We start from the raw sequence: 18,905 nt of genomic DNA, 5'->3' as shown, positions 1-18,905 counted from the left end.
TCGATCCCGGTCATTCAAACCTCCTTCGTCTTTCCCGCCGAAATAGAATCGAGCTTCGCCCCAAAGCGCAACCGAGATGTGTGAATGCGATAGGTTCTTCACGGGGAGAAGTGCCCGGCAGGGCGATGAGGGGCAGCGCCGACTTCGACAGTTTCATCGTCTCCGACATTATCATCTGTCTGAAGCGATTGCCTGGAGCAGGTGATCGTGGCCGAAGCATTGCCCAAACTGGCGGGAAACCCACCGAAATCTTATCTCAAGTTGCGCCTCGTGGCAGAAGTTGGACAGGAAATTTCAAGCGTTTCTCTCCATTTTACCGAAGGCGCCTCACCAGGCGTGCTGGCCGGCGCGGTCGCTGGCCCGAAGCCCTGCCCGACGAATTGGCACTGGTCTGCCGGTGTGCAAAGATCGCGCCGGGCAACATTGGAGGACGAAGGTCATGGCTGATGCAGGAATGTTGCGTTTCCATGTGCCGGAACCCGAGGTGCGGCCGGGCGGGACGCCGGATTTCTCCAATGTGACCATTCCCAAGGCCGGCTCGGTGCCGCGCCCGGAGATCGACGTCGATCCGCGCACCATCCGCGACATGGCGTTTTCTATCATCCGTGTGCTCAACCGCGCCGGCGAGGCCGTCGGCCCGTGGGCCGGCCTGCTTTCCGACGACGAGCTGCTGGAAGGGCTGCGCCACATGATGACGCTGCGCAGCTTTGACGCGCGCATGCAGATGGCGCAGCGCCAGGGCAAGACCTCCTTCTACATGCAGCACCTCGGCGAAGAGGCGGTGAGCTGCGCCTTCCGCAAGGCGCTGGCGCCGGGCGACATGAATTTTCCGACCTATCGGCAGGCCGGGCTGCTCATCGCCGACGGCTATCCGATGGTCACGATGATGAACCAGATCTATTCGAACGAGGCCGACCCGCTGAAGGGCCGGCAACTGCCGATCATGTATTCGTCGAAGGAGCACGGCTTCTTCTCGATCTCCGGCAATCTGGCGACGCAATATATCCAGGCGGTCGGCTGGGCGATGGCTTCGGCGATCAGCAATGATTCGAAGATCGCCGCCGCCTGGATCGGCGACGGGTCGACGGCCGAGTCCGACTTCCATTCGGCGCTGGTGTTCGCCTCGACTTACAAGGCGCCGGTCGTGCTCAACGTCGTCAACAACCAGTGGGCGATCTCGACCTTCCAGGGCATCGCCCGCGGCGGCTCCGGCACTTTCGCCGCCCGCGGTCTCGGCTTTGGCATTCCGTCGCTGCGGGTCGACGGCAACGACTATCTCGCCGTCTATGCGGTGGCGAAATGGGCGGCCGAGCGCGCGCGGAAAAACCTCGGGCCGACGCTGGTCGAATACGTCACCTACCGGGTCGGCGCGCATTCGAGCTCCGACGATCCGTCGGCCTACCGGCCGAAGGCCGAGTCCGACGCGTGGCCGCTCGGCGATCCGATCGTCAGGCTGAAGAACCACCTCATCCAGCGCGGCGTCTGGTCGGAAGAGCGCCATACCCAGGCCGAGGCGGAAATCCTCGAAACGGTGATCGCGGCGCAAAGGGAGGCCGAGCGCCACGGCACGCTGCATGCCGGCGGCAAGCCCTCGGCGCGCGACATGTTCGAGGGCGTCTATGCCGAGATGCCGCCGCATCTCAGGCGCCAGCGCCAGCAGGCGGGGGTCTGACCATGCCAAGACGGACAATGATCGAGGCGATCCGCGACGCCATGGACGTGTCGATGGCACGCGACGAACGCGTCATCGTGTTCGGCGAGGATGTCGGCTTTTTCGGCGGCGTCTTTCGCTGCACGCAGGGCCTGCAGGCCAAGTACGGCAAGAGCCGCTGCTTCGATGCGCCGATCAGCGAATCCGGCATTGTCGGCTCGGCCATCGGCATGGCCGCTTACGGCCTAAAACCTTGCGTCGAGGTGCAGTTTGCCGACTATGTCTATCCGGCCTACGACCAGATCGTCTCGGAGGCGGCGCGGCTGCGCTATCGTTCGAACGGCGATTTTACCTGCCCGATCGTGGTCAGGATGCCGACCGGCGGCGGCATCTTCGGCGGCCAGACCCACAGCCAGAGCCCAGAGGCGCTGTTCACCCACGTCTCCGGCCTGAAAGTCGTCGTGCCGTCCAACCCGCATGACGCCAAGGGCCTTTTGATTGCGGCGATCGAGGATCCCGACCCGGTGATCTTCCTGGAGCCGAAGCGGCTCTACAACGGCCCGTTCGACGGCCATCACGAGCGCCCGGTGACGCCGTGGTCGAAGCATGAGCTCGGCGAGGTCGCAGACGGCCATTACACGGTCCCGCTCGGCAAGGCGGTGATCCGCCGGCCGGGCGCCGCTGTCACCGTGCTTGCCTATGGCACAATGGTCTATGTCGCCGAGGCGGCGGCCGAGGAGACCGGCATCGACGCCGAGATCATCGATCTCCGGACGCTGCTGCCGCTCGATCTCGAGACGATCGTCGGCTCGGTGAAAAAGACGGGCCGCTGCGTGGTCGTGCACGAGGCGACGCTGACATCGGGCTTTGGCGCCGAACTTTCGGCGCTGGTGCAGGAGAATTGTTTCTATCATCTGGAAGCGCCGGTCGTGCGGGTCGCCGGCTGGGACACGCCCTATCCGCATGCGCAGGAGTGGGACTATTTTCCCGGTCCCGCCCGGCTCGGCCGCGCCTTGCTTGAAACGATGGAGGCCTGACGACGATGGGCGAATATGTGATCAAGCTGCCCGATGTCGGCGAAGGCGTCGCCGAGGCCGAGCTCGTCGAATGGCAGGTCAAGGTCGGCGATCTCGTGCGCGAGGACGCGGTGCTGGCCGCAGTCATGACCGACAAGGCGACGGTCGAGATTCCCTCGCCGGTCGACGGCGAGATCGTCTGGCTGGGTGCGGAGATCGGCGACACGGTGGCGATCGGCTCGCCCATCGTCAGGTTGAAAGTGGCCGGCGAGGGCAATGTGAAGGCCGCTGCGGAATCGTCGGGAGGTGAGGCGAAAGCTACCGGCGCTACCCCCACCCCTGTCCCCTCCCCACAAGGGGGAGGGGGACGCGCTTCGGCTCCCAAGGCTGATGCCAAATCTGTCGCGCGCCCGTCCGCAATAGTCTCCGCGCGTGAGGATGAATCTGCTATGGCGACGGAATCCCCCTCCCCCTTGTGGGGAGGGGCTAGGGGTGGGGGTACTGCGCCGCTCGGCGCGCCACGACTCGAAGGCGAAAAGCCGCTGGCGTCGCCGGCCATACGCCTGAGGGCAAAAGAGGCCGGCATCGATCTGCGTCAAGTTGCGGGAAGCGGCCCGGCCGGGCGTATCCAGCACGAGGACATCGAGGCTTTCCTGGCGCGCGGGCCGCAGCTCGCGAAAATCTCCGGCCTCGCCCGCAACGAGACGGTCGAGGACATCAAGGTGATCGGGCTCAGGCGCAAGATCGCTGAGAAGATGACGCTGGCCAAGTCGCGCATCCCGCACATCACCTATGTCGAGGAGATCGACGTCACCGCGCTCGAGGATTTGCGCGCGGCACTCAACAAGGAAAAGCGCACCGGCGCGGAAAGGCCGAAGCTGACGCTGCTGCCGTTCCTGATGCGGGCGATGGTCAAGGCGATCGCCGACCAGCCCAACCTCAACGCGCTGTTCGACGACGAAGCCGGCATCGTCCACCAGCATGGCGGCGTCCATATCGGCATTGCCGCGCAGACGTCTTCGGGTCTGGTGGTGCCGGTGGTCAAGCACGCCGAGGCGCGCGACATCTGGGACTGCGCCGCCGAGGTTATCAGGCTAGCCGAGGCGGCCAAGTCAGGCACGGCGACGCGCGACGAGCTGTCGGGGTCGACCATCACCATCACCTCGCTCGGCGCCATGGGCGGTGTGGCGACGACGCCGGTGATCAATCATCCGGAAGTAGCGATCATCGGGGTCAACAAGATGATGGTGCGGCCGGTGTGGGACGGCACCCAATTCATCCCGCGCAAGATGATGAACCTGTCGTCCAGCTTCGACCACCGGGTCATCGACGGCTGGGACGCCGCGGTGTTCATCCAGCGCATCAAGACGCTGCTGGAGACCCCGGCGCTGATTTTTGTGGATTGAGAGTATGAACAGAGGATCGCAGGGGCGCAGGATGAGAGCAGTAGCGATCCTTCGCGCCCCCCTCTGTCCTGCCGGACATCTCCCCCTCAAGGGGGGAGATCAGCTCTCATCCCGACTTTCGCCAATCTCCAGCGTTGCAGGACTAAGCGGAGCGCCAAAGCTGCCAATCTCCCCCCTTGAGGGGGGGATGCCCGGCAGGGCAGAGGGGGGTGCTGTCCCGCCGGCTCGATCAACCAGGGTGCCAACATGAAGGAAATCTCCTGCAAGCTGCTCGTCATTGGCGCCGGCCCCGGCGGCTATGTCTGTGCCATCCGCGCCGGTCAGCTCGGCATCGACACGGTTATCGTCGAGTTCGGCAAGCCGGGCGGCACCTGTCTCAATGTCGGCTGCATTCCGTCCAAGGCGCTGATCCATGCGGCCGAGGAGTTCGAGAAAATCTCCTACATGGCCGGCGGCAAGAGCCCGCTCGGTATTTCAATCGCGACACCTTCCATTGATCTCGAAGCCACCATCGCCTGGAAGGACGGGATTGTTAGCCGGCTGAATAGCGGCGTCGCCGGGCTGCTGAAGAAGGCCGGGGTCAAGACGGTGCACGGCTGGGCGAAATTCCGTGACGGCAAGACCGTCGAGGTCCAGACCGAGACCGGCACACAGGTGGTCCGCGCCGAGACGGTGGTGATCGCGACCGGCTCCGCGCCGGTCGAGCTGCCGTCGCTGCCGTTCGGTGGGCGGGTGATCTCGTCTACCGAAGCGCTGGCGTTGAGCGAAGTGCCGGAAAGGCTTGCCGTCGTCGGCGGCGGCTATATCGGGCTGGAGCTCGGCATTGCCTTCGCCAAGATGGGCGCCAAGGTGAGCGTGGTCGAGGCGCTGCCGCGCGTGCTGGCGCAATATGATGCCGAGCTGACGCGGCCAGTGGTGAAGCGGCTCGCCGACCTCGGTATCGAGGTGCTGGTGGGCGCCAAGGCCAAGGGGCTGTCGACCAAGGGCGACGCGCTGCTGGTCGAGACGAAGGACGGCAAGAATGCCAAGATCGCTGCCGACAGGATCCTGGTCACCGTCGGGCGCAAGCCGGTGATCGAAGACTGGGGGCTCGAGCAGATCGACCTCGATATGGCGGGGAAATTCATCCGCATCGACGACCAGTGCCGCACCTCGATGCGCGGTATCTTTGCCATTGGCGACGTCACCGGCGAGCCGATGCTGGCGCACCGGGCGATGGCGCAAGGCGAAATGGTCGCCGAGATCGTTGCCGGCCACAAGCGCAGCTGGGACAAGCGCTGCATTCCTGCCGTCTGCTTCACCGATCCCGAGCTGGTCACCGCAGGCCTGTCGCCGGAGGAGGCCAAGGCGCTCGGCGGCGAAATCAAGGTCGGGTTGTTTCCGTTCGCCGCCAATGGCCGGGCCATGACCAAGATGGGAGAGGAGGGTTTTGTCCGGGTCGTCGCCCGGGCGGACAATCATCTGGTGCTCGGCATCCAGGCGGTCGGCCAGGGCGCGTCGGAACTGTCGACGGCCTTCGGCCTGGCGCTCGAAATGGGCGCGCGGCTGGAGGACATCGCCGGCACCATCCATGCCCACCCGACGCAAGGCGAGGGCTTTCAGGAAGCCGCGCTGAAGGCGCTTGGTCACGCGCTGCATATCTAGAGTTGCTTGGCTGGCCGCGCGGCTGATCGGAACCTCATTCGGTCGAGTTCCTTCGCGCCCCCCTCTGTCCTGCCGGACATCTCCCCCTCAAGGGGGGAGATCGGCAGTTCCGGCTCCCGCGCTTTCCTTCAATGTTGAAAATTGGCGAAAGCCGTCGTGAAGTCCAATCTCCCCCCTTGAGGGGGAGATGCCCGGTAGGGCAGAGGGGGGCGCTGTCCCGCCCGCGTCTCGCAAATGGGCGGCTCTTCACCCCGCCAGCCGGCTAACCATTTCATGCTGCGCATAAGCGTGGCCGAAGCGGTTGGCGAGGAAGGCGTCGAGCGCGATGTCCTCCTGCTTGATGAAGCCTGTCGCCGGCAAGGTGCCGTCGGCCAGCATGTCGAGCACCGCGCAGATGGCGGAGGCCGTGGTGATCTGGATGGCGCTGCGCACCGTCTCGCCGACGCGCTTGGCGTAGATCTTGTTGGCGTAGGTCTCCTGCAGCAGGCGGCCGTTCTTGCGGCCGCTGACGGTGACGAAGACGATGACCACGTCCTGCAGCGTGGCCGGCAGGGCGCTTTCAAAAATATCCTTCAGCACGTCGCGGCGGTGGCGCAGGCCGAGGTCATTGAGCAGCGCCTTCATGATCGCGGCGTGGCCGGGATAGCGGATGGTGCGATAGTTCAGCGTGCGCACCTTGCCCTTCAGCGTTTCGGCCAGCGTGCCGAGCCCTCCCGACGTGTTGAACGCCTCGTAGGTGACACCGTCGAGCGAGAATTCCTCGCGCTCCTCCAGCGGCGGTACCTCGATCAGCTCACCCTCGACGATCGCCTCGCAAGGCTCGCAATATTCGTTGATGACGCCGTCCGTGCTCCAGGTCAGATTGTAGTTCAGCGCATTCGACGGGTACTGCGGCAGCGCGCCGACCCGCATGCGCACGCTTTCCAGCGTGTCGAAGCGGCTGGCGAGATCGTTGGCGACGATCGAGATGAAGCCCGGCGCCAGCCCGCATTGCGGGATGAAGGCGCTGTTGGCGGAGCGCGCCAGCTCCTTGACGCGCCGGGTCGCGACGACGTCCTCGGTCAGGTCGAGGTAATGCACGCCGGCGCTGGCCGCCGCTTCGGCGATGCGCGTGGTCAGATGGAAGGGCGCGGCGCTGAGCACCGCGAACTTGCCGGCCAAGGCCGCTTCGAGCGTGCCTGATGCTTCGATATCGAGCTCCAGCGTCTCGACGGTGGCAGGCAGTTCGGCCGCGCCGAGCTGTGCCGCCGAGCGATCGACGAGGGTGACATGATAGTCGCCGGTACAGGCCAGCATCTCGGCGATGGTCGAGCCGATCTTACCGGCGCCGACAACGATGATTTTCTTCACGACAGTTCCCTCGCCTTATCTTTGGATCGAGAAGACAGAATCGCAGCTTGTCAGTCGAAAGGAAGCGTGGAATTGCGCGAAACGAAGTGCCATATTGATCAATATGCCGATGAGGTTCGTCGAAAGTGCTTAGCAACGCCGAACAGGCCCTGCTCTCTCTGCTGCGCGCGAATGCGCGCGCCTCGACAGCCGAGCTGGCGCGGCGGCTCGGCGTGTCGCGAACGACGGTGCAGAGCCGGATCGAGCGGCTGGAACAGCGCGGCATCATCACCGGCTATGGCGTCAGGCTTTCGCCTGACTATGAACAGGGACTGGTGCGGGCGCATGTCCTGCTCACCGTCACGCCCAAGCTTGCCGACAAGGTGGTGCGCAGCCTGCAGGCGCTGCCGCCGGTGCGGACGCTGCATTCGGTGAGCGGCAATTTCGACATGATCGTCATCGTCGACGCGCCGTCGATCAAGGATCTCGACACGCTCCTCGACGAGATCGGCGCGATGGACGGGGTCGAGCGGACATCGTCCTCGATCATCCTGTCGACGCGGATCGACCGCTGAGCGTCGCTCGGGTCACTGGTGCCGCGCGGCGCGGCGGACGCTCTGCACCAGTATGGCGAGGCAGCCGATCAGCAGCAGGGTGCCGCCAAAGAGCGGCGGCAGCGCCAAGAACTTTACCGCCGCGGTGATCGCCGCGATCAGCAGCAGGGCGAGCAGCGCCAGATGGCCGTCGTCGACGAACATGCCGATGAATTCCCTGACGGCAAGGCGAACGATGTTCATCGGGCCAACCCTCCGATGGCTGCGGGATAGGCGCTGCGCAGCCAGCGGACGATGGTAAAGGACGCCAGCGCGACGATCGCGAAGATCGCGAGCAAGGCCAGATCGTCGCCCGGCCAGTGCGCATCGATGCCTTCGCCGGTCCAGAAGATGCCGAAGCTGGTCAGCATCAGCCCGACGACGAATTTGAGCGCATTTTCCGGGACGCGCGCCAGCGGCCGATGCAAAGCGAGGCCGATCAGCATCACCAGGAAGAACGCCGCCAGGGCGCCGAGGCTCGCATAGAGCGTCTGGCCGTGTGCTGCGCCGACCGCGATGACGATGAACACCACCTCGACACCTTCGAGCAGCACCGCCTTGAACGCCGCCACTCCCGCCAGATAGTCGGCCCGCCGGTCATTGGCCTGCCGATGCAGCACCGCGGTTTCCCCGGAAAAGGCCGCCTCCTCGTCATGCAGGGCGATGACACCGGCGGCTCGCAAGATGGCCTTACGCAGCCACCGCATGCCGAACAGGATCAGCAGGACACCGACGACGAACTGCAGAACAGTGATGGGAACGAGCGCCAGCAGCGGCCCGAACGCCAGGACCAGTGAGGCGAGCAGCGCCAGCGCCAGCGCCGCGCCGACCAGCGCCGGTCGCCAACTGCGCGTCACGCCGACCGCCAGCACGATGGTGAAGGCTTCGACGACCTCGACGAAGGAAGCGAGAAAAGCGGCGATGATGGTCGAGATAATGGGTGTGAAGCCGGTCATGATTCCGTCCCTAGGGGCTAGGATCGCTTCTTAGCATGGACCCCGGGGTTGGCGCCCGCCACCGATCTTCACAAATTTGTTTGCCGGCTGGGTGACCGCTTCAGACAAAATGATGGCGTCCAACTCGCATTGATCAATTGCCGATGTCAGCGCCGCCCCTCAACCCCCTGCCGGGACCTTCTCCCCGTGAATGACGGGGAGAAGGGGCTGGCCGCAACGCTGGCGCCCCCCCTCTCCCCGTTCTTCACGGGGAGAGGGTAAGGGTGAGGGCAGCGCAGACCTGAAGCGATTGCCTAACAGGCCCGATGACCGCTTGTCGGGGCTGATTTGCAGATATGCAATCCAACGGCACCTAACTCCCGAGCGGATGCGGCATATAGCCGACGAAGCCTGATATCTTCCAGCTTCCCTCGACCTTGGTGCAGAAATAGAGGGTCTGCCATTTCAGCCTCTCGACGCTGCCGTCGGACTTAGCGATCGATCCGTTGAACTTCTTGTGCAGCACGGCGCGGTCGCCGTCGACGTCGATGTCGCGCATGTTGGTGACGCGGAACAGCGCCTCGCGCAACGGTTCGGCGAATGCCGTCGCCGCGGTCTCCCTGGCCTGGCGCAGCCACTCGTCGCGATAGCTGCGAAGCGTCGGGAACTGCAGCCGCCAGGCATCCGCATCGCTGAGGAAATGAGCGTGCATGCCGAAGAAGCTCGAGGCGACGAAATCATCCTCGACCATCGCCCAGTCCTGGCCGAGGAAGGCGTCGATGTCGCGCCGCACCAGCATCTCCCAAAGCGCATGGCGGTCGGCGTCGCCGGGCGGAAACGGGTTCTTGTCGAAGGTCACTCTTGCTCCCCTATCTTGCGATTTTCGGGTGTTGCGATGTTTCGGTCGGCTGAAGGCCCGGCTTGATCCGATCAGCCGCCGATCTGATCCAGAAACGGCAGATTGCTGGCCATCAGGCCGGCATCGACATTCAAGGTCGCGCCCGTGATGCCGCTGGCGAAGGGTGATGCCAGGAACACCGCGGCGCGGGCCACCTCGACCGGTTCGACCAGCCTTCCCAGCGGATAGAGCTTGCCGACGGCGGCGAGGATCTCCGGCTTGTGGGCGAGGCGATGCTCCCAGGCTCCGGTCCGGATCGAGCCGGGAATGACGGCATTGGCGCGGATGCCGTTGCGGCCTTCCTCGGTGGCGATGGCCCGCATCCAGGCGTTGAGCGCCGCCTTGGCGGCGGCGTAAGCGGGGTTGCCGAAATGAGCCTGCGCGTTGACCGAGGAGATGAACACGAAGGCGGCGCCTTGCGGCTGGTTGCGCATGACGGGAAGCAGTGCCTGCGACAGCAGGGCGGCGCTGCGGAAATTCAGATCCATCTCGTGATCGAGGGCTGCCGTTGAGACCTCGGCGAGCGTTTCCGCTCGCGTCCAGCCGGCGTTGGAGATGACCGCCGCCGGCGCCGGGCTTTCGCCGATGCACTTGGCAAATACCGCAACGGCGTCGTCGTCGAGCAGGTCGAAATGGTGCGCCTCTTCAATTCCAGCGCCGGTCAGGTCGGTGCCCTCGCGATCACAGGCAATGACCCTTGCCCCGCAGGCGGACAGGACGCCGACCAGTGCACTGCCGACGCCGCCGGCCGCACCTGTCACGACCACGTTGCGGCCACCGAAATCGATCATGCGGCTCCTCGCTCTTCTCTCGCCAATCCTCGCTTGCCGGATGACTTGACGCAACCGCCTGCCACGCAGGATGCTGATGCTCTTGTAATAAAGCAACATGAATTCCAAAAAATGTTGCTTTCCAACACGACCTGTATGAGAATCGCTCGGGTAGGCGTAGACCTTGCGGCAGGAAACGGGCAGGCCGGCGCAGCGAAAGAGCCAAACCACGCGGAGGCTCTGCGTGCTGCACGACAAGGCGCCAATGTTTTTGAACAGGAGACTTTTTCCTTGCCCAAGCAGTGTTTTGGAACATCCCATGTGCCGCTGTCGCCGGCGGTCCGGGCCGGGGACATGGTCTATGTCTCCGGCCAGGTTCCGGTCGGCAGCGACGGCGTGGTGGTCAAGGGCGGCATCGCCGAACAGACCGAGCAGGTGCTTTCGAACGTCAAGGCAGCCCTGGCGCTGGCCGGCTGCACCATGGACGACGTGGTCAAGACGACGGTCTGGCTCGAGGACGCGCGCGACTTCGGCGCCTTCAATGCCGTCTATGCCAGGCATTTTCCAAAGGATCCGCCGGCCCGCACCACCGTCGAGTCGCGCCTGATGATCGACATCAAGATCGAGGTCGAGGCCGTCGCCTACAGACCGGACGTAACGAAGGCGGACGCCGATGCAATTTGATCTCCTCCTGAAGGGCGGCCGCCTCATCGACCCGGCGTCCGGCCTCGACGCGCAACGCGATCTGGCCATCGCCGACGGCCGCATCGCCGCGATCGATGCCGACATTCCCTTCGACCGTGCCGCCCGCGTCGTCGATGCCACCGGCTCCATCGTCGCGCCCGGCCTCATCGACCTGCACAGCCACGTCTATTGGGGTGGCACCTCGCTCGGCGTCGATGCCGACCGCCTCGCCGCAAAAAGCGGCACCACCACCTTCATCGACGCGGGAAGTGCCGGCGCCGGCAACTTCCTCGGCTTTCGCCGCCATGTCATCGAGCGCTCGAAGGTCCGCATCCTGGCCTATGTCAACATTTCCTTTGCCGGCATCTTCGGCTTCTCGCAGACCGTTTCGGTCGGCGAGTGCAGCGATCTCCGGCTCTGCGAACCGCGCGAGACAGTGGCGGCGGTGCGCGAGCACGCAGACGTGGTTGTTGGCGTGAAAGTCCGATCGGGTCGCCATGCTGGCGGCACCAGCGGCATAGCGCCGGTCGATCTCGCACTCGAGGCTGCCGACCAAGCCGGCCTGCCGCTGATGGCGCATATCGACGAGCCGCCGCCGGGCCGTTCGGAAGTGCTGCCGCGGCTGCGCAAGGGCGACATTCTCACCCATTGCTTCCGGCCGTTTCCCAATGCGCCGATCTTCGCCTCGGGCGCGGTGCGGCCCGACATGCGGCTGGCGCGCGAGCGCGGCGTCATCTTCGATATCGGCCACGGCATGGGCTCGTTCGACTTCGAGGTCGCCAGGGCAATGCTCAAGGAGGGGCTGGCGCCTGATGTGATCAGCAGCGATGTGCATCTCTACTGCGTCGACGGCCCCGCCTTCGACATTCTGGTCTGCATGTCGAAACTCATGGCGCTCGGCATGCCGCTTGTCGAGGTGTTGCGCGCCGCGACACAGCGGCCGGCCGAGGCGATCGCAAGGCCCGAGCTCGGCACGCTTACGGTCGGCGCCGTCGGCGACATCGCGGTGCTGCGGCTGCGGCCGGGGCGCTTCACCTTTGTCGATGCGGTCGGCGCCTCGCTGATTGCGGAGCAGAGGCTGGTATCGGACGGCATCGTGATTCGCGGCACCTGGTGGCCGAACGAGGCGGCTAACGATCTAAGCGATACCGAACGCTTCGAAGCGCATGCGCATGAGACGCATGTCGATGTCGTGGCGAGGCATTTCGGGCACAGCCACGATTGAAGGCTGGGCCCGCCGCCACGCGTTCGTCATCCCAGGGCGGAGCGACGCGAAGCGGAGCGCAGACCCTGGGATCCATGCCGTAACTGCGGCCGAAGAATGCAGCGGTTCAGACGTTCGACGGAACCGAACGCATGCCTGCGGAGGCAAGGCGCCCGGTTCTGATCCGCTTCGCATATCATAGATGGAACGGCATGGATCCTAGGGTCTGCGCCGCGTCGCTGCGCTCCTTGCTTCGCCCTAGGATGACGAAGGCACAGGTTAGCTGCCGGAGTTGCCCGGCGCCCCGTAAACCGGCGTTGCCATCCCTTCCATCCTCGCCTTGATCTGCAGCGCAACGAATTTCGAGTAAAAGCGCGACAGCGCCAAATTGCCGCCGTGGAACCATAGCGCTTCCTGCGCCGTCGGCTTCCACATGTTGCGCAATTCGCCTTGCCATGGCCCCGGGTCGCCTTTCACGCCCGAGCCAATCCCCCAGCACGGCCCGACCTTGTCGGCGACCTGGCGCGAGACGATCGCCGCCACGGTCTCGTTCATCGACTGATAGCCGGTGCAGGAGATGATCGCATCGGCCGCCAGTTCGGTGCCGTCGTCGAAGAGGATCCCTGTCGGCGTCAGCGATTTGATCTCGACACCGCTGCGGACGCCAATCTCGCCGTCGATGATCAGATCCGAGGCGCCGACGTCGATGTAATAGCCCGAGCCGGTGCGGTAGGCCTTCATCAGCAGCCCGGTCTCGTCGTCACCGAAATCGATGGCGAAGCCGGCGCCGCGCAAGCGGTCGTAGAAGGCCGCGTCGCGGGCCTTGATGATTTCGTAGAGCGCCCGCTGGCTTTGCGGCAGCAGCGCGAACGGCGTCGAGGCGACGATCATGTCGGCCTTCTCGGTGGTGATGCCGCGGGCGAGCGCCTTTTCCGAAAAGATCTCGAAGCCGACCTCCATCAGCGTGTCCGATTTGACCACTGTCGTCGGCGAGCGCTGGATCATGGTGACCTCAGCGCCGCTCTCCCAGAGGTCGACGGCGACATCGTGTCCCGAACTCGCCGCGCCGATGACGGCGACCTTCCTGCCGCGGAATTTCTCGTCGCTGGAGTATTGGCTGGAATGCAGGATCTCGCCCCGGAAGATTTCGGCGCCCGGTAACTCGATCTGTCTGGGAGGGCCATAGGCGCCGGTCGCGAAGACGATGTGCTTCGGTTTCAGCGTGATGCGCTCGCCGGCGCGGTCGACCTCGACCGTCCAGACCTTTTCAGCCTCGTCATAGCTGGCGCTGATGCATCTCGTGGAGGTCCAGTAATTGAGCTCCATGACGCGCGTATACATTTCCAGCCAGTCGCCCATTTTGTCCTTGGGCGTGAACACCGGCCAGTTTTCCGGAAACGGGATGTAGGGCAAATGATCGTACCAGACCGGGTCGTGCAGCACGAGCGAGCGATAGCGGTTGCGCCAGGAATCACCGGCTTGAGCGTTCTTCTCGATGACGATGGCCGGCACGCCGAGCTGCCGCAGCCGTGCTCCCAGCATGATGCCGCCTTGGCCGCCGCCGATCACCAGGCAAAAGGGCTGCTCAATGGCACCGAGATCACGCGCCTCGCGCACCCTTGCCTCTGCCCAGGTCTCGCGGTCCGGATCGGCCTTGTGGCGGACACCCAGCGGCCGCGCCGGTCCCCTGCGCTCCTCAAAGCCCTTGAGATCGCTCATCGCCGTGAACAGTGTTCGGCATCTGCCGTCCTGCAGGCGCAGAACACCCTGGCCCCACGCCGATGATGTCTCGAAGGTGAACCAGGCCTCGACGATGCCTTCGTCCGAGCTTGCCTCGCCACTGAGCTGCCAGGCGGTCGGCTTTGTCGTCGCCAGCGTGGCTTCCAGCATCTCGCGGATCGCCGCGCGACCTTCCATCGTCTTGATGTTCCAGGTGAAGGTCAGCAGGTCGCGCCAGTAGCAGTCCTCGACGAACAGGTTGGTTGCGGCCTCGGCGTCGCCGGCCTCAAGGGCGCGGGAGAGGGAGGAAAGCCAGGTGGCCGCCTGTTTTGATGGTGCCATGTCGAGCATTTGTTTTATCTTTCCTTCAAGGCACCCAATCCGGATTGGGCCGTTAGTTGTCGAACTTGGCGCCGCCCCTCATCCGCCTGCCGGCACCTTCTCCCCGTGAACAACGGGGAGAAGGGACAAGCTCCAGCGCTGGCGACCCCCCTCTCCCCGTTCTTCACGGGGAGAGGGTAAGGGTGAGGGGCAGCGCAAGCGCCCCATAAACCAAGCCTCAATCCCCCAGCGGCTCCATCTCCTTGCCCGTCCTGTGGATCTGGGCGTTGTATTTGATGCGGCGGACCGTTTCGCGGGCCGAGCCGTCGAGCTTGTAGGCGGCCGCCACTGCCATCAGGTCGATCGCCGCCAGGAAGGCGAAGCGCGAGGCGGTCGGCTTCAGCGTATCGGGATATTCGGGAACCGCGACCGTCAGCCTGACGTCGCAGGCGCGGGCCAGGTCGGTGTCGGGCGCGGTCACGCCGATCGCGTTGGCGCGGTAATGCTTGGCCAGCTCGACGGCCTCGATCACCTCGCGCGTGCGTCCGGTCGCCGAGATGGCGATCACCAGATCGCTGGGCTTCAGGGTCGAGGCGGTCATCCGCATCAGATAGGGGTCGCACTGGGCGCTGACGGTGATGCCGTAGCGGAACAGCCGGTACTGGGTTTCCTGCGCCAGCGCCGAGGAACTGCCGCCGAGGCCGAACACCGTGACCTGGCGCGCCTTGGCGATGAGCTCGGCTGCTTTCACCAGCTGCGCCGGATCAAGCTGCCGTTCGGCCTCCTGCAGCGCCCGGCGGGCCTCGCCGAACACGGCATTCCAGAACGGCATGCCATTGTCGCTGCTCATGGGCGGCGGCTTGCTCAGATAGAGCGCGCCGACGACCAGGCTCTGCGCCAGCTTCAGCTTGAAGTCGCGTACGCCCTCGCAGCCGATGGCGCGGCAGAACCGGGTCACCGTGGGTTCGCTGACCTGGGCGCGCTGCGCGAGTACGGCATTTGAAGCGTCGACCGCGAACCTGACATCGTCGAGCACGACATCGGCGACGCGCCGCTCCGCCGGGCGCAGTTCACCGTAAGAGTCCTTGACCAGCGAGATGATGTCGGGGATGCGCCTGACATGATCGCGTCCACCTGGATCGCGCCCATCTATGTCGCCGTCCAAGACCGGCCTTCCCAGGCCGTCAGCTTCGGTCATGAGTCATCCCCTGACATTCGTGGAACTCGACCTCTACCATGTTTGCGCACCGCTTGCCTGCTCCGCCTCATGCGGCAGGTTCCGGAAGTATGTAGGAAAGCAACAAGCATTTCAAGAAATAGAAAAGCTAACTCAAACAATGCTGTAGTCGTGGTACAAACGATCTCGCTGACCAGAGCCGCGGTCGCTGCTTGACAGCAAAGTAGGATAGTTACAGACTGATTTTGCGGACGGATGACCCACTGGATCATCGTGCAATCCCTGAGGGGCGCATGAACGCGGGCAGTGCAAAACCCCCGAAGCTTGGCGTGCACGACGCGACCAAGATCTATCATACGGTTTCCGGCGACCTGTTGGCGCTGGACCGCTGCAGCCTCGACGTCCACGCCAATGAGATCGTCTCGATCGTCGGCCCCTCCGGCTGCGGCAAGACCACCCTTTTGTGGTCGATGTCCGGGCTGCATCGCCTGTCCAGCGGGACAATCCGGCTCGACGGCAGAGAGATCACCGGTCCGCATCCGGATATCGGCATCGTCTTCCAGGAGGCCAACCTGCTGCCCTGGCGCAATCTCGACGCCAATATCCATTTTCCATTCGAGATCAAGGGCGAGAAGCCGGACCGCGCCTGGATCGCCCATCTCGTCAACCGCGTCGGGCTCGACGGCTTCGGCGGCAAGTTCCCGCGCGAGCTTTCGGGCGGCATGCAGCAGCGCGCCGCGATCGTTCGCGCGCTGGCGCTGAAGCCCTCCGTCCTGCTGATGGACGAGCCGTTCGGCGCGCTCGACAGCTTTACCCGCGAAGAGATGAACCGTCTCGTCGAGGAGATCTGGCTCGATACCAAAACCACCATCGTCTTCATCACCCACAGCGTCGAGGAGGCGATCTTCCTCTCCGACAGGGTGGTGGTGCTGAGCGCGCGGCCGGGCCGCGTCGCCAAGGAATATCGCGTGCCGTTTGCGCGCCCGCGCCCGCTGGAGATCATGGCGACCAAGGAGGTCTTCGACCTCACCAACACCATCAAGATGGACATTGTCGGCGAGCGTATACGACCGAAGGCGCGGGAGCGCGGCACCGCAGAAATTGTGAGGATCAGGCCGTGAGCGGAGGCGACGCGATACCGGAATTCCCGAAGTCCAAATCGGGCGCCAAGGCCGGCGATGGGCACGAGGTCAGCCTGACCAATCTTTCGGCCTTCGCCAGCGGTCCCGGCATCAGGTCGGGCGCCGAGGTCGCGGCCATCATCGCTGTCGCTGTGTTCATCATCGGCGGCATTGAACTCGCGCTGCGGCTGTTCAATGTGCCGCACTACATCATGCCGGGGCCAAGCGCGATCGCCTACGCGCTGTACGACGAATTCCCGCTGATTGCGCCGCATCTCGGCTACACGCTGGTGGAACTGGTTTCCGGATTCTCGATCGGCGCCATCATCGGCCTGGTGATGGCCGCGGTGATCACGCAATTTCCGTTCGCCGAGAAGATCGTCGCGCCCTACATCCTGATCCTGGTCACCACGCCGATGCTGGCGCTGGTGCCGCTCCTTATCCTGCGCTTCGGCTTCGGTTACACGCCGCGCATCATCGCGGTCGCGCTTGCCGCCGGGCCGATGGTGATGATCAACGCGGCGACGGGCTTTCGACGCGTCGACAGCGCCAAGATCGCGCTGGCGCGTTCCTATGGCGCCAGCACCTTGCAGATCTTCTGCAAGATCCGGGCGCCGATGGCGCTGCCGATGATCCTTGTCGGCCTGATGATCGGCGCGATCTTCGGGCTTTTGACCGCGGTCGGCGCCGAGATGGTCGGCGGCGGCTTCGGCCTCGGCAACCGGCTGACCACCTATTCGTCGATGATCCAGATGCCGCAATTCTTCGCGGTGGTTCTGATCCTCTCGACCCTCGGAATCCTGATCTACGTGCTGTTCTTCCTGATCGGGAAGAAATGGGCGAGCTGGGAGGCGTGAGCATGTCGCCCAAAAGTGCGCAGCGGTGTTGGGATAACGACATGCATAAGGCGAGGAGACGACGGAGCCCGGGAGGCGGGTGACAGGCAAAAAACTACCAGCAACAAAAGGGGAGAATGCCATGATCAAGGAAGGTCACATCGGTTTCAAGGCGGGGATCAGCCGCCGCTATTTTCTGCAAGTCACCGGAGCAGGCGTGGTGACCGCCACCGCGCTCGGCGCCTCAGGGTTCAGGGTGCAGGCCGAGCCTTACGGGAAGTTCACCTGGATTTCGCCGCGCGGCACGCTCGAAGTGCTCGACGATTATCCGTACTGGGCCGCCAAGAAAGCAGGCTATTTCGGCGACCTCGACACCGACATGCAGCCCGGCCCGTCGGACGGCACCGCGACGGTGAAGTTCGTCGATGTCGGCCAGGCCGATATGGGCTTTCCCTCGCCCGGCGTGTTCTCCTTCGCCATCCAGAACGGCATGAAGCTCAAATCCGTGTTCCACATGGGCGCGCGCGACACGTTCAGCTTCGCCTTCCGCAAGGGCGAGGGAACGAACGACCTCAAGACGCTCGAAGGCAAGACCATCCTGCTCGGCTCCGCCGCATGGCAGTCGATCACCGACCCGCTGCTGGCCTCGCAAGGCGTCGACATCAAGAAAGTCAAGTATGTCGAAGCCGGCTGGCCGACCTGGGGCACCGCCCTTGCCGGCGGCCAAGGCGATGCGGCGCTGTCGTGGGAAGGGCTGCGGGCCGAGTGGATCGCAAAGAACCTCGACTTCGAATATTGGCTCGGCGTGCAGAATTCAAAACTGCCGGCGAACACTTTCGTCGTGCGCACGGCCGATCTGGGGGACCCCGACCGCAAGGCGTTCCTGGAAAAATATCTGCGCGGCTGGGCGATGGGCCTCGAATTCGGCTACCAGAATCCACGCGCGGCCGTCGAAGCGGTGTTCGAGCAGTTCCCGACACTGGCCAAGAATCTCGGGCCGGAGCTCGGCACCACCTCGATCCTGCAGCAGATCAACGTCTTCCGTGGCGACATGGACAAGCGCGAAGGCTGGGGCTCGCACGACATGGCGAGCTGGCAGGGCTTCTTCGACCAGATCCACAAGATCGGTCAGATCACCAGCCCGGTGAAGGCCGAGGACGTCTGCACCAACGAGCTGATCGGCCCGGCCAACGATTTCGACAAGGCCAAGGTCAAGGCCGATGCGGACGGTTACAAGCTGTCCGAGGGCTTTGCTGCGCTCGATGTCGATAACATCAAGGCGCATCTGTTCGATTCGGCGGTTAAGTAAGGCGCTGGGGGTAATTGTCGATGTCGGCGCCGCCCCTCATTGCCCTGCCGGGCATTTCTCCCCGTATAGCGACGGGGAGAAAGACGCCTTGTCCGAACCGGATAGATAGGTAACAGAATGGACCGATTGCATGGGTGACAGTTTTCTTGTCCGCCGGGAGGAATCATGGATGAGCGGCTTCGGTTTGTTGTGGGGTTCCTGGCGGGTGATGAGACGATGACGCAGCTGTGTGCTGAGTTCGGGGTGTCGCGCAAGATCGGCTACAAATGGCTGGGACGCTACCGGGAGTTCG

19 protein-coding genes are annotated in these 18,905 nt (G+C 64.4%); 12 read left to right on the top strand and 7 right to left on the bottom strand.

Annotated features, from left to right (window positions below; all coding sequences use genetic code 11):
- Nucleotides 1–207 precede the first annotated feature (207 nt).
- The 5 genes from NKH12_RS26090 (at nucleotide 208) to lpdA (ending at nucleotide 5,717) form a co-directional block, all read left to right on the top strand.
- Nucleotides 208–447 carry a hypothetical protein gene (locus NKH12_RS26090; protein ID WP_352955775.1) on the top strand — a complete coding sequence of 80 codons (240 nt, stop codon included), beginning with the start codon at nucleotides 208–210 and terminating at the stop codon, nucleotides 445–447.
- On the top strand, nucleotides 440–1,672 hold the full coding sequence (locus NKH12_RS26085) for a 3-methyl-2-oxobutanoate dehydrogenase (2-methylpropanoyl-transferring) subunit alpha (protein WP_352955774.1): 1,233 nt from the start codon (nucleotides 440–442) through the stop codon (nucleotides 1,670–1,672). Before NKH12_RS26090 ends, NKH12_RS26085 begins: the two co-directional genes overlap by 8 nt.
- A 2-nt stretch (nucleotides 1,673–1,674) precedes the next feature.
- Nucleotides 1,675–2,688 (top strand): alpha-ketoacid dehydrogenase subunit beta, encoded by a 1,014-nt coding sequence (locus NKH12_RS26080; protein WP_352955773.1) that lies wholly within the window; start codon nucleotides 1,675–1,677, stop codon nucleotides 2,686–2,688.
- A 5-nt stretch (nucleotides 2,689–2,693) separates the two neighbouring features.
- Entirely contained in the window at nucleotides 2,694–4,073 is a 1,380-nt protein-coding gene (locus NKH12_RS26075; protein ID WP_352955772.1) for a dihydrolipoamide acetyltransferase family protein, read from the top strand.
- A gap of 246 nt (nucleotides 4,074–4,319) precedes the next feature.
- Complete coding sequence (gene lpdA / locus NKH12_RS26070; RefSeq protein ID WP_352955771.1) at nucleotides 4,320–5,717, top strand: dihydrolipoyl dehydrogenase; 1,398 nt, start codon at nucleotides 4,320–4,322, stop codon at nucleotides 5,715–5,717.
- A 246-nt stretch (nucleotides 5,718–5,963) separates the two neighbouring features.
- On the opposite strand, the gene NKH12_RS26065 is transcribed toward lpdA, so the two are convergent.
- On the bottom strand, nucleotides 5,964–7,067 hold the full coding sequence (locus NKH12_RS26065; RefSeq protein WP_352955770.1) for a saccharopine dehydrogenase family protein: 1,104 nt from the start codon (nucleotides 7,065–7,067) through the stop codon (nucleotides 5,964–5,966).
- A gap of 125 nt (nucleotides 7,068–7,192) precedes the next feature.
- Between NKH12_RS26065 and NKH12_RS26060 the strand changes: the two genes are divergently transcribed.
- Nucleotides 7,193–7,621, top strand: a complete 429-nt coding sequence (locus NKH12_RS26060; protein WP_027153643.1) for an Lrp/AsnC family transcriptional regulator — start codon at nucleotides 7,193–7,195, stop codon at nucleotides 7,619–7,621.
- A gap of 12 nt (nucleotides 7,622–7,633) precedes the next feature.
- Here NKH12_RS26060 and NKH12_RS26055 read toward each other — a convergent pair whose 3' ends face one another.
- From NKH12_RS26055 to NKH12_RS26040, 4 genes are all read right to left on the bottom strand, one after another.
- Nucleotides 7,634–7,843 (bottom strand): hypothetical protein, encoded by a 210-nt coding sequence (locus NKH12_RS26055; protein WP_352955769.1) that lies wholly within the window; start codon nucleotides 7,841–7,843, stop codon nucleotides 7,634–7,636.
- The gene (locus tag NKH12_RS26050) at nucleotides 7,840–8,595 is read right to left on the bottom strand and encodes a COG4280 domain-containing protein (protein WP_352955768.1); all 756 of its coding nucleotides are present in this window, start codon (nucleotides 8,593–8,595) and stop codon (nucleotides 7,840–7,842) included. The genes NKH12_RS26055 and NKH12_RS26050 overlap by 4 nt, the downstream gene beginning before the upstream one ends.
- A 352-nt stretch (nucleotides 8,596–8,947) precedes the next feature.
- Nucleotides 8,948–9,433 carry a hypothetical protein gene (locus tag NKH12_RS26045; RefSeq protein ID WP_352955767.1) on the bottom strand — a complete coding sequence of 162 codons (486 nt, stop codon included), beginning with the start codon at nucleotides 9,431–9,433 and terminating at the stop codon, nucleotides 8,948–8,950.
- 71 nt (nucleotides 9,434–9,504) lie between these two features.
- A complete protein-coding gene (locus NKH12_RS26040) occupies nucleotides 9,505–10,263 on the bottom strand; it encodes an SDR family NAD(P)-dependent oxidoreductase (RefSeq protein ID WP_352955766.1) in 759 nt (252 codons plus the stop codon).
- 270 nt (nucleotides 10,264–10,533) lie between these two features.
- On the opposite strand from NKH12_RS26040, the gene NKH12_RS26035 reads away from it, so the two are divergent.
- Nucleotides 10,534–10,926 carry a RidA family protein gene (locus NKH12_RS26035; protein WP_095495689.1) on the top strand — a complete coding sequence of 131 codons (393 nt, stop codon included), beginning with the start codon at nucleotides 10,534–10,536 and terminating at the stop codon, nucleotides 10,924–10,926.
- The gene (locus tag NKH12_RS26030; protein WP_352955765.1) at nucleotides 10,916–12,151 is read left to right on the top strand and encodes an amidohydrolase/deacetylase family metallohydrolase; all 1,236 of its coding nucleotides are present in this window, start codon (nucleotides 10,916–10,918) and stop codon (nucleotides 12,149–12,151) included. The genes NKH12_RS26035 and NKH12_RS26030 overlap by 11 nt, the downstream gene beginning before the upstream one ends.
- A gap of 258 nt (nucleotides 12,152–12,409) precedes the next feature.
- On the opposite strand, the gene NKH12_RS26025 is transcribed toward NKH12_RS26030, so the two are convergent.
- Both NKH12_RS26025 and NKH12_RS26020 read right to left on the bottom strand, forming a co-directional pair.
- On the bottom strand, nucleotides 12,410–14,200 hold the full coding sequence (locus NKH12_RS26025; protein WP_352955764.1) for an NAD(P)-binding domain-containing protein: 1,791 nt from the start codon (nucleotides 14,198–14,200) through the stop codon (nucleotides 12,410–12,412).
- A gap of 208 nt (nucleotides 14,201–14,408) precedes the next feature.
- Nucleotides 14,409–15,368, bottom strand: a complete 960-nt coding sequence (locus tag NKH12_RS26020; protein WP_352955763.1) for a MurR/RpiR family transcriptional regulator — start codon at nucleotides 15,366–15,368, stop codon at nucleotides 14,409–14,411.
- A gap of 272 nt (nucleotides 15,369–15,640) precedes the next feature.
- Here NKH12_RS26020 and NKH12_RS26015 point away from each other — a divergent pair, with 272 nt between their 5' ends.
- The 4 genes from NKH12_RS26015 to NKH12_RS26000 all read left to right on the top strand — a co-directional run.
- A complete protein-coding gene (locus NKH12_RS26015; protein WP_352955762.1) occupies nucleotides 15,641–16,468 on the top strand; it encodes an ABC transporter ATP-binding protein in 828 nt (275 codons plus the stop codon).
- Entirely contained in the window at nucleotides 16,465–17,325 is an 861-nt protein-coding gene (locus NKH12_RS26010; RefSeq protein WP_352955761.1) for an ABC transporter permease, read from the top strand. Before NKH12_RS26015 ends, NKH12_RS26010 begins: the two co-directional genes overlap by 4 nt.
- 121 nt (nucleotides 17,326–17,446) lie before the next feature.
- The gene (locus NKH12_RS26005) at nucleotides 17,447–18,613 is read left to right on the top strand and encodes an ABC transporter substrate-binding protein (protein WP_352955760.1); all 1,167 of its coding nucleotides are present in this window, start codon (nucleotides 17,447–17,449) and stop codon (nucleotides 18,611–18,613) included.
- A gap of 165 nt (nucleotides 18,614–18,778) precedes the next feature.
- On the top strand, nucleotides 18,779–18,905 hold a 127-nt coding region (locus NKH12_RS26000; RefSeq protein ID WP_352955776.1), incomplete at its 3' end, for a helix-turn-helix domain-containing protein.

The organism is Mesorhizobium sp. M1322 (assembly GCF_040318085.1).
Taxonomy (GTDB): domain Bacteria; phylum Pseudomonadota; class Alphaproteobacteria; order Rhizobiales; family Rhizobiaceae; genus Mesorhizobium.
Note: the sequence above shows the minus strand (reverse complement) of the source record. Positions and strands in the feature narration are given on the sequence as shown.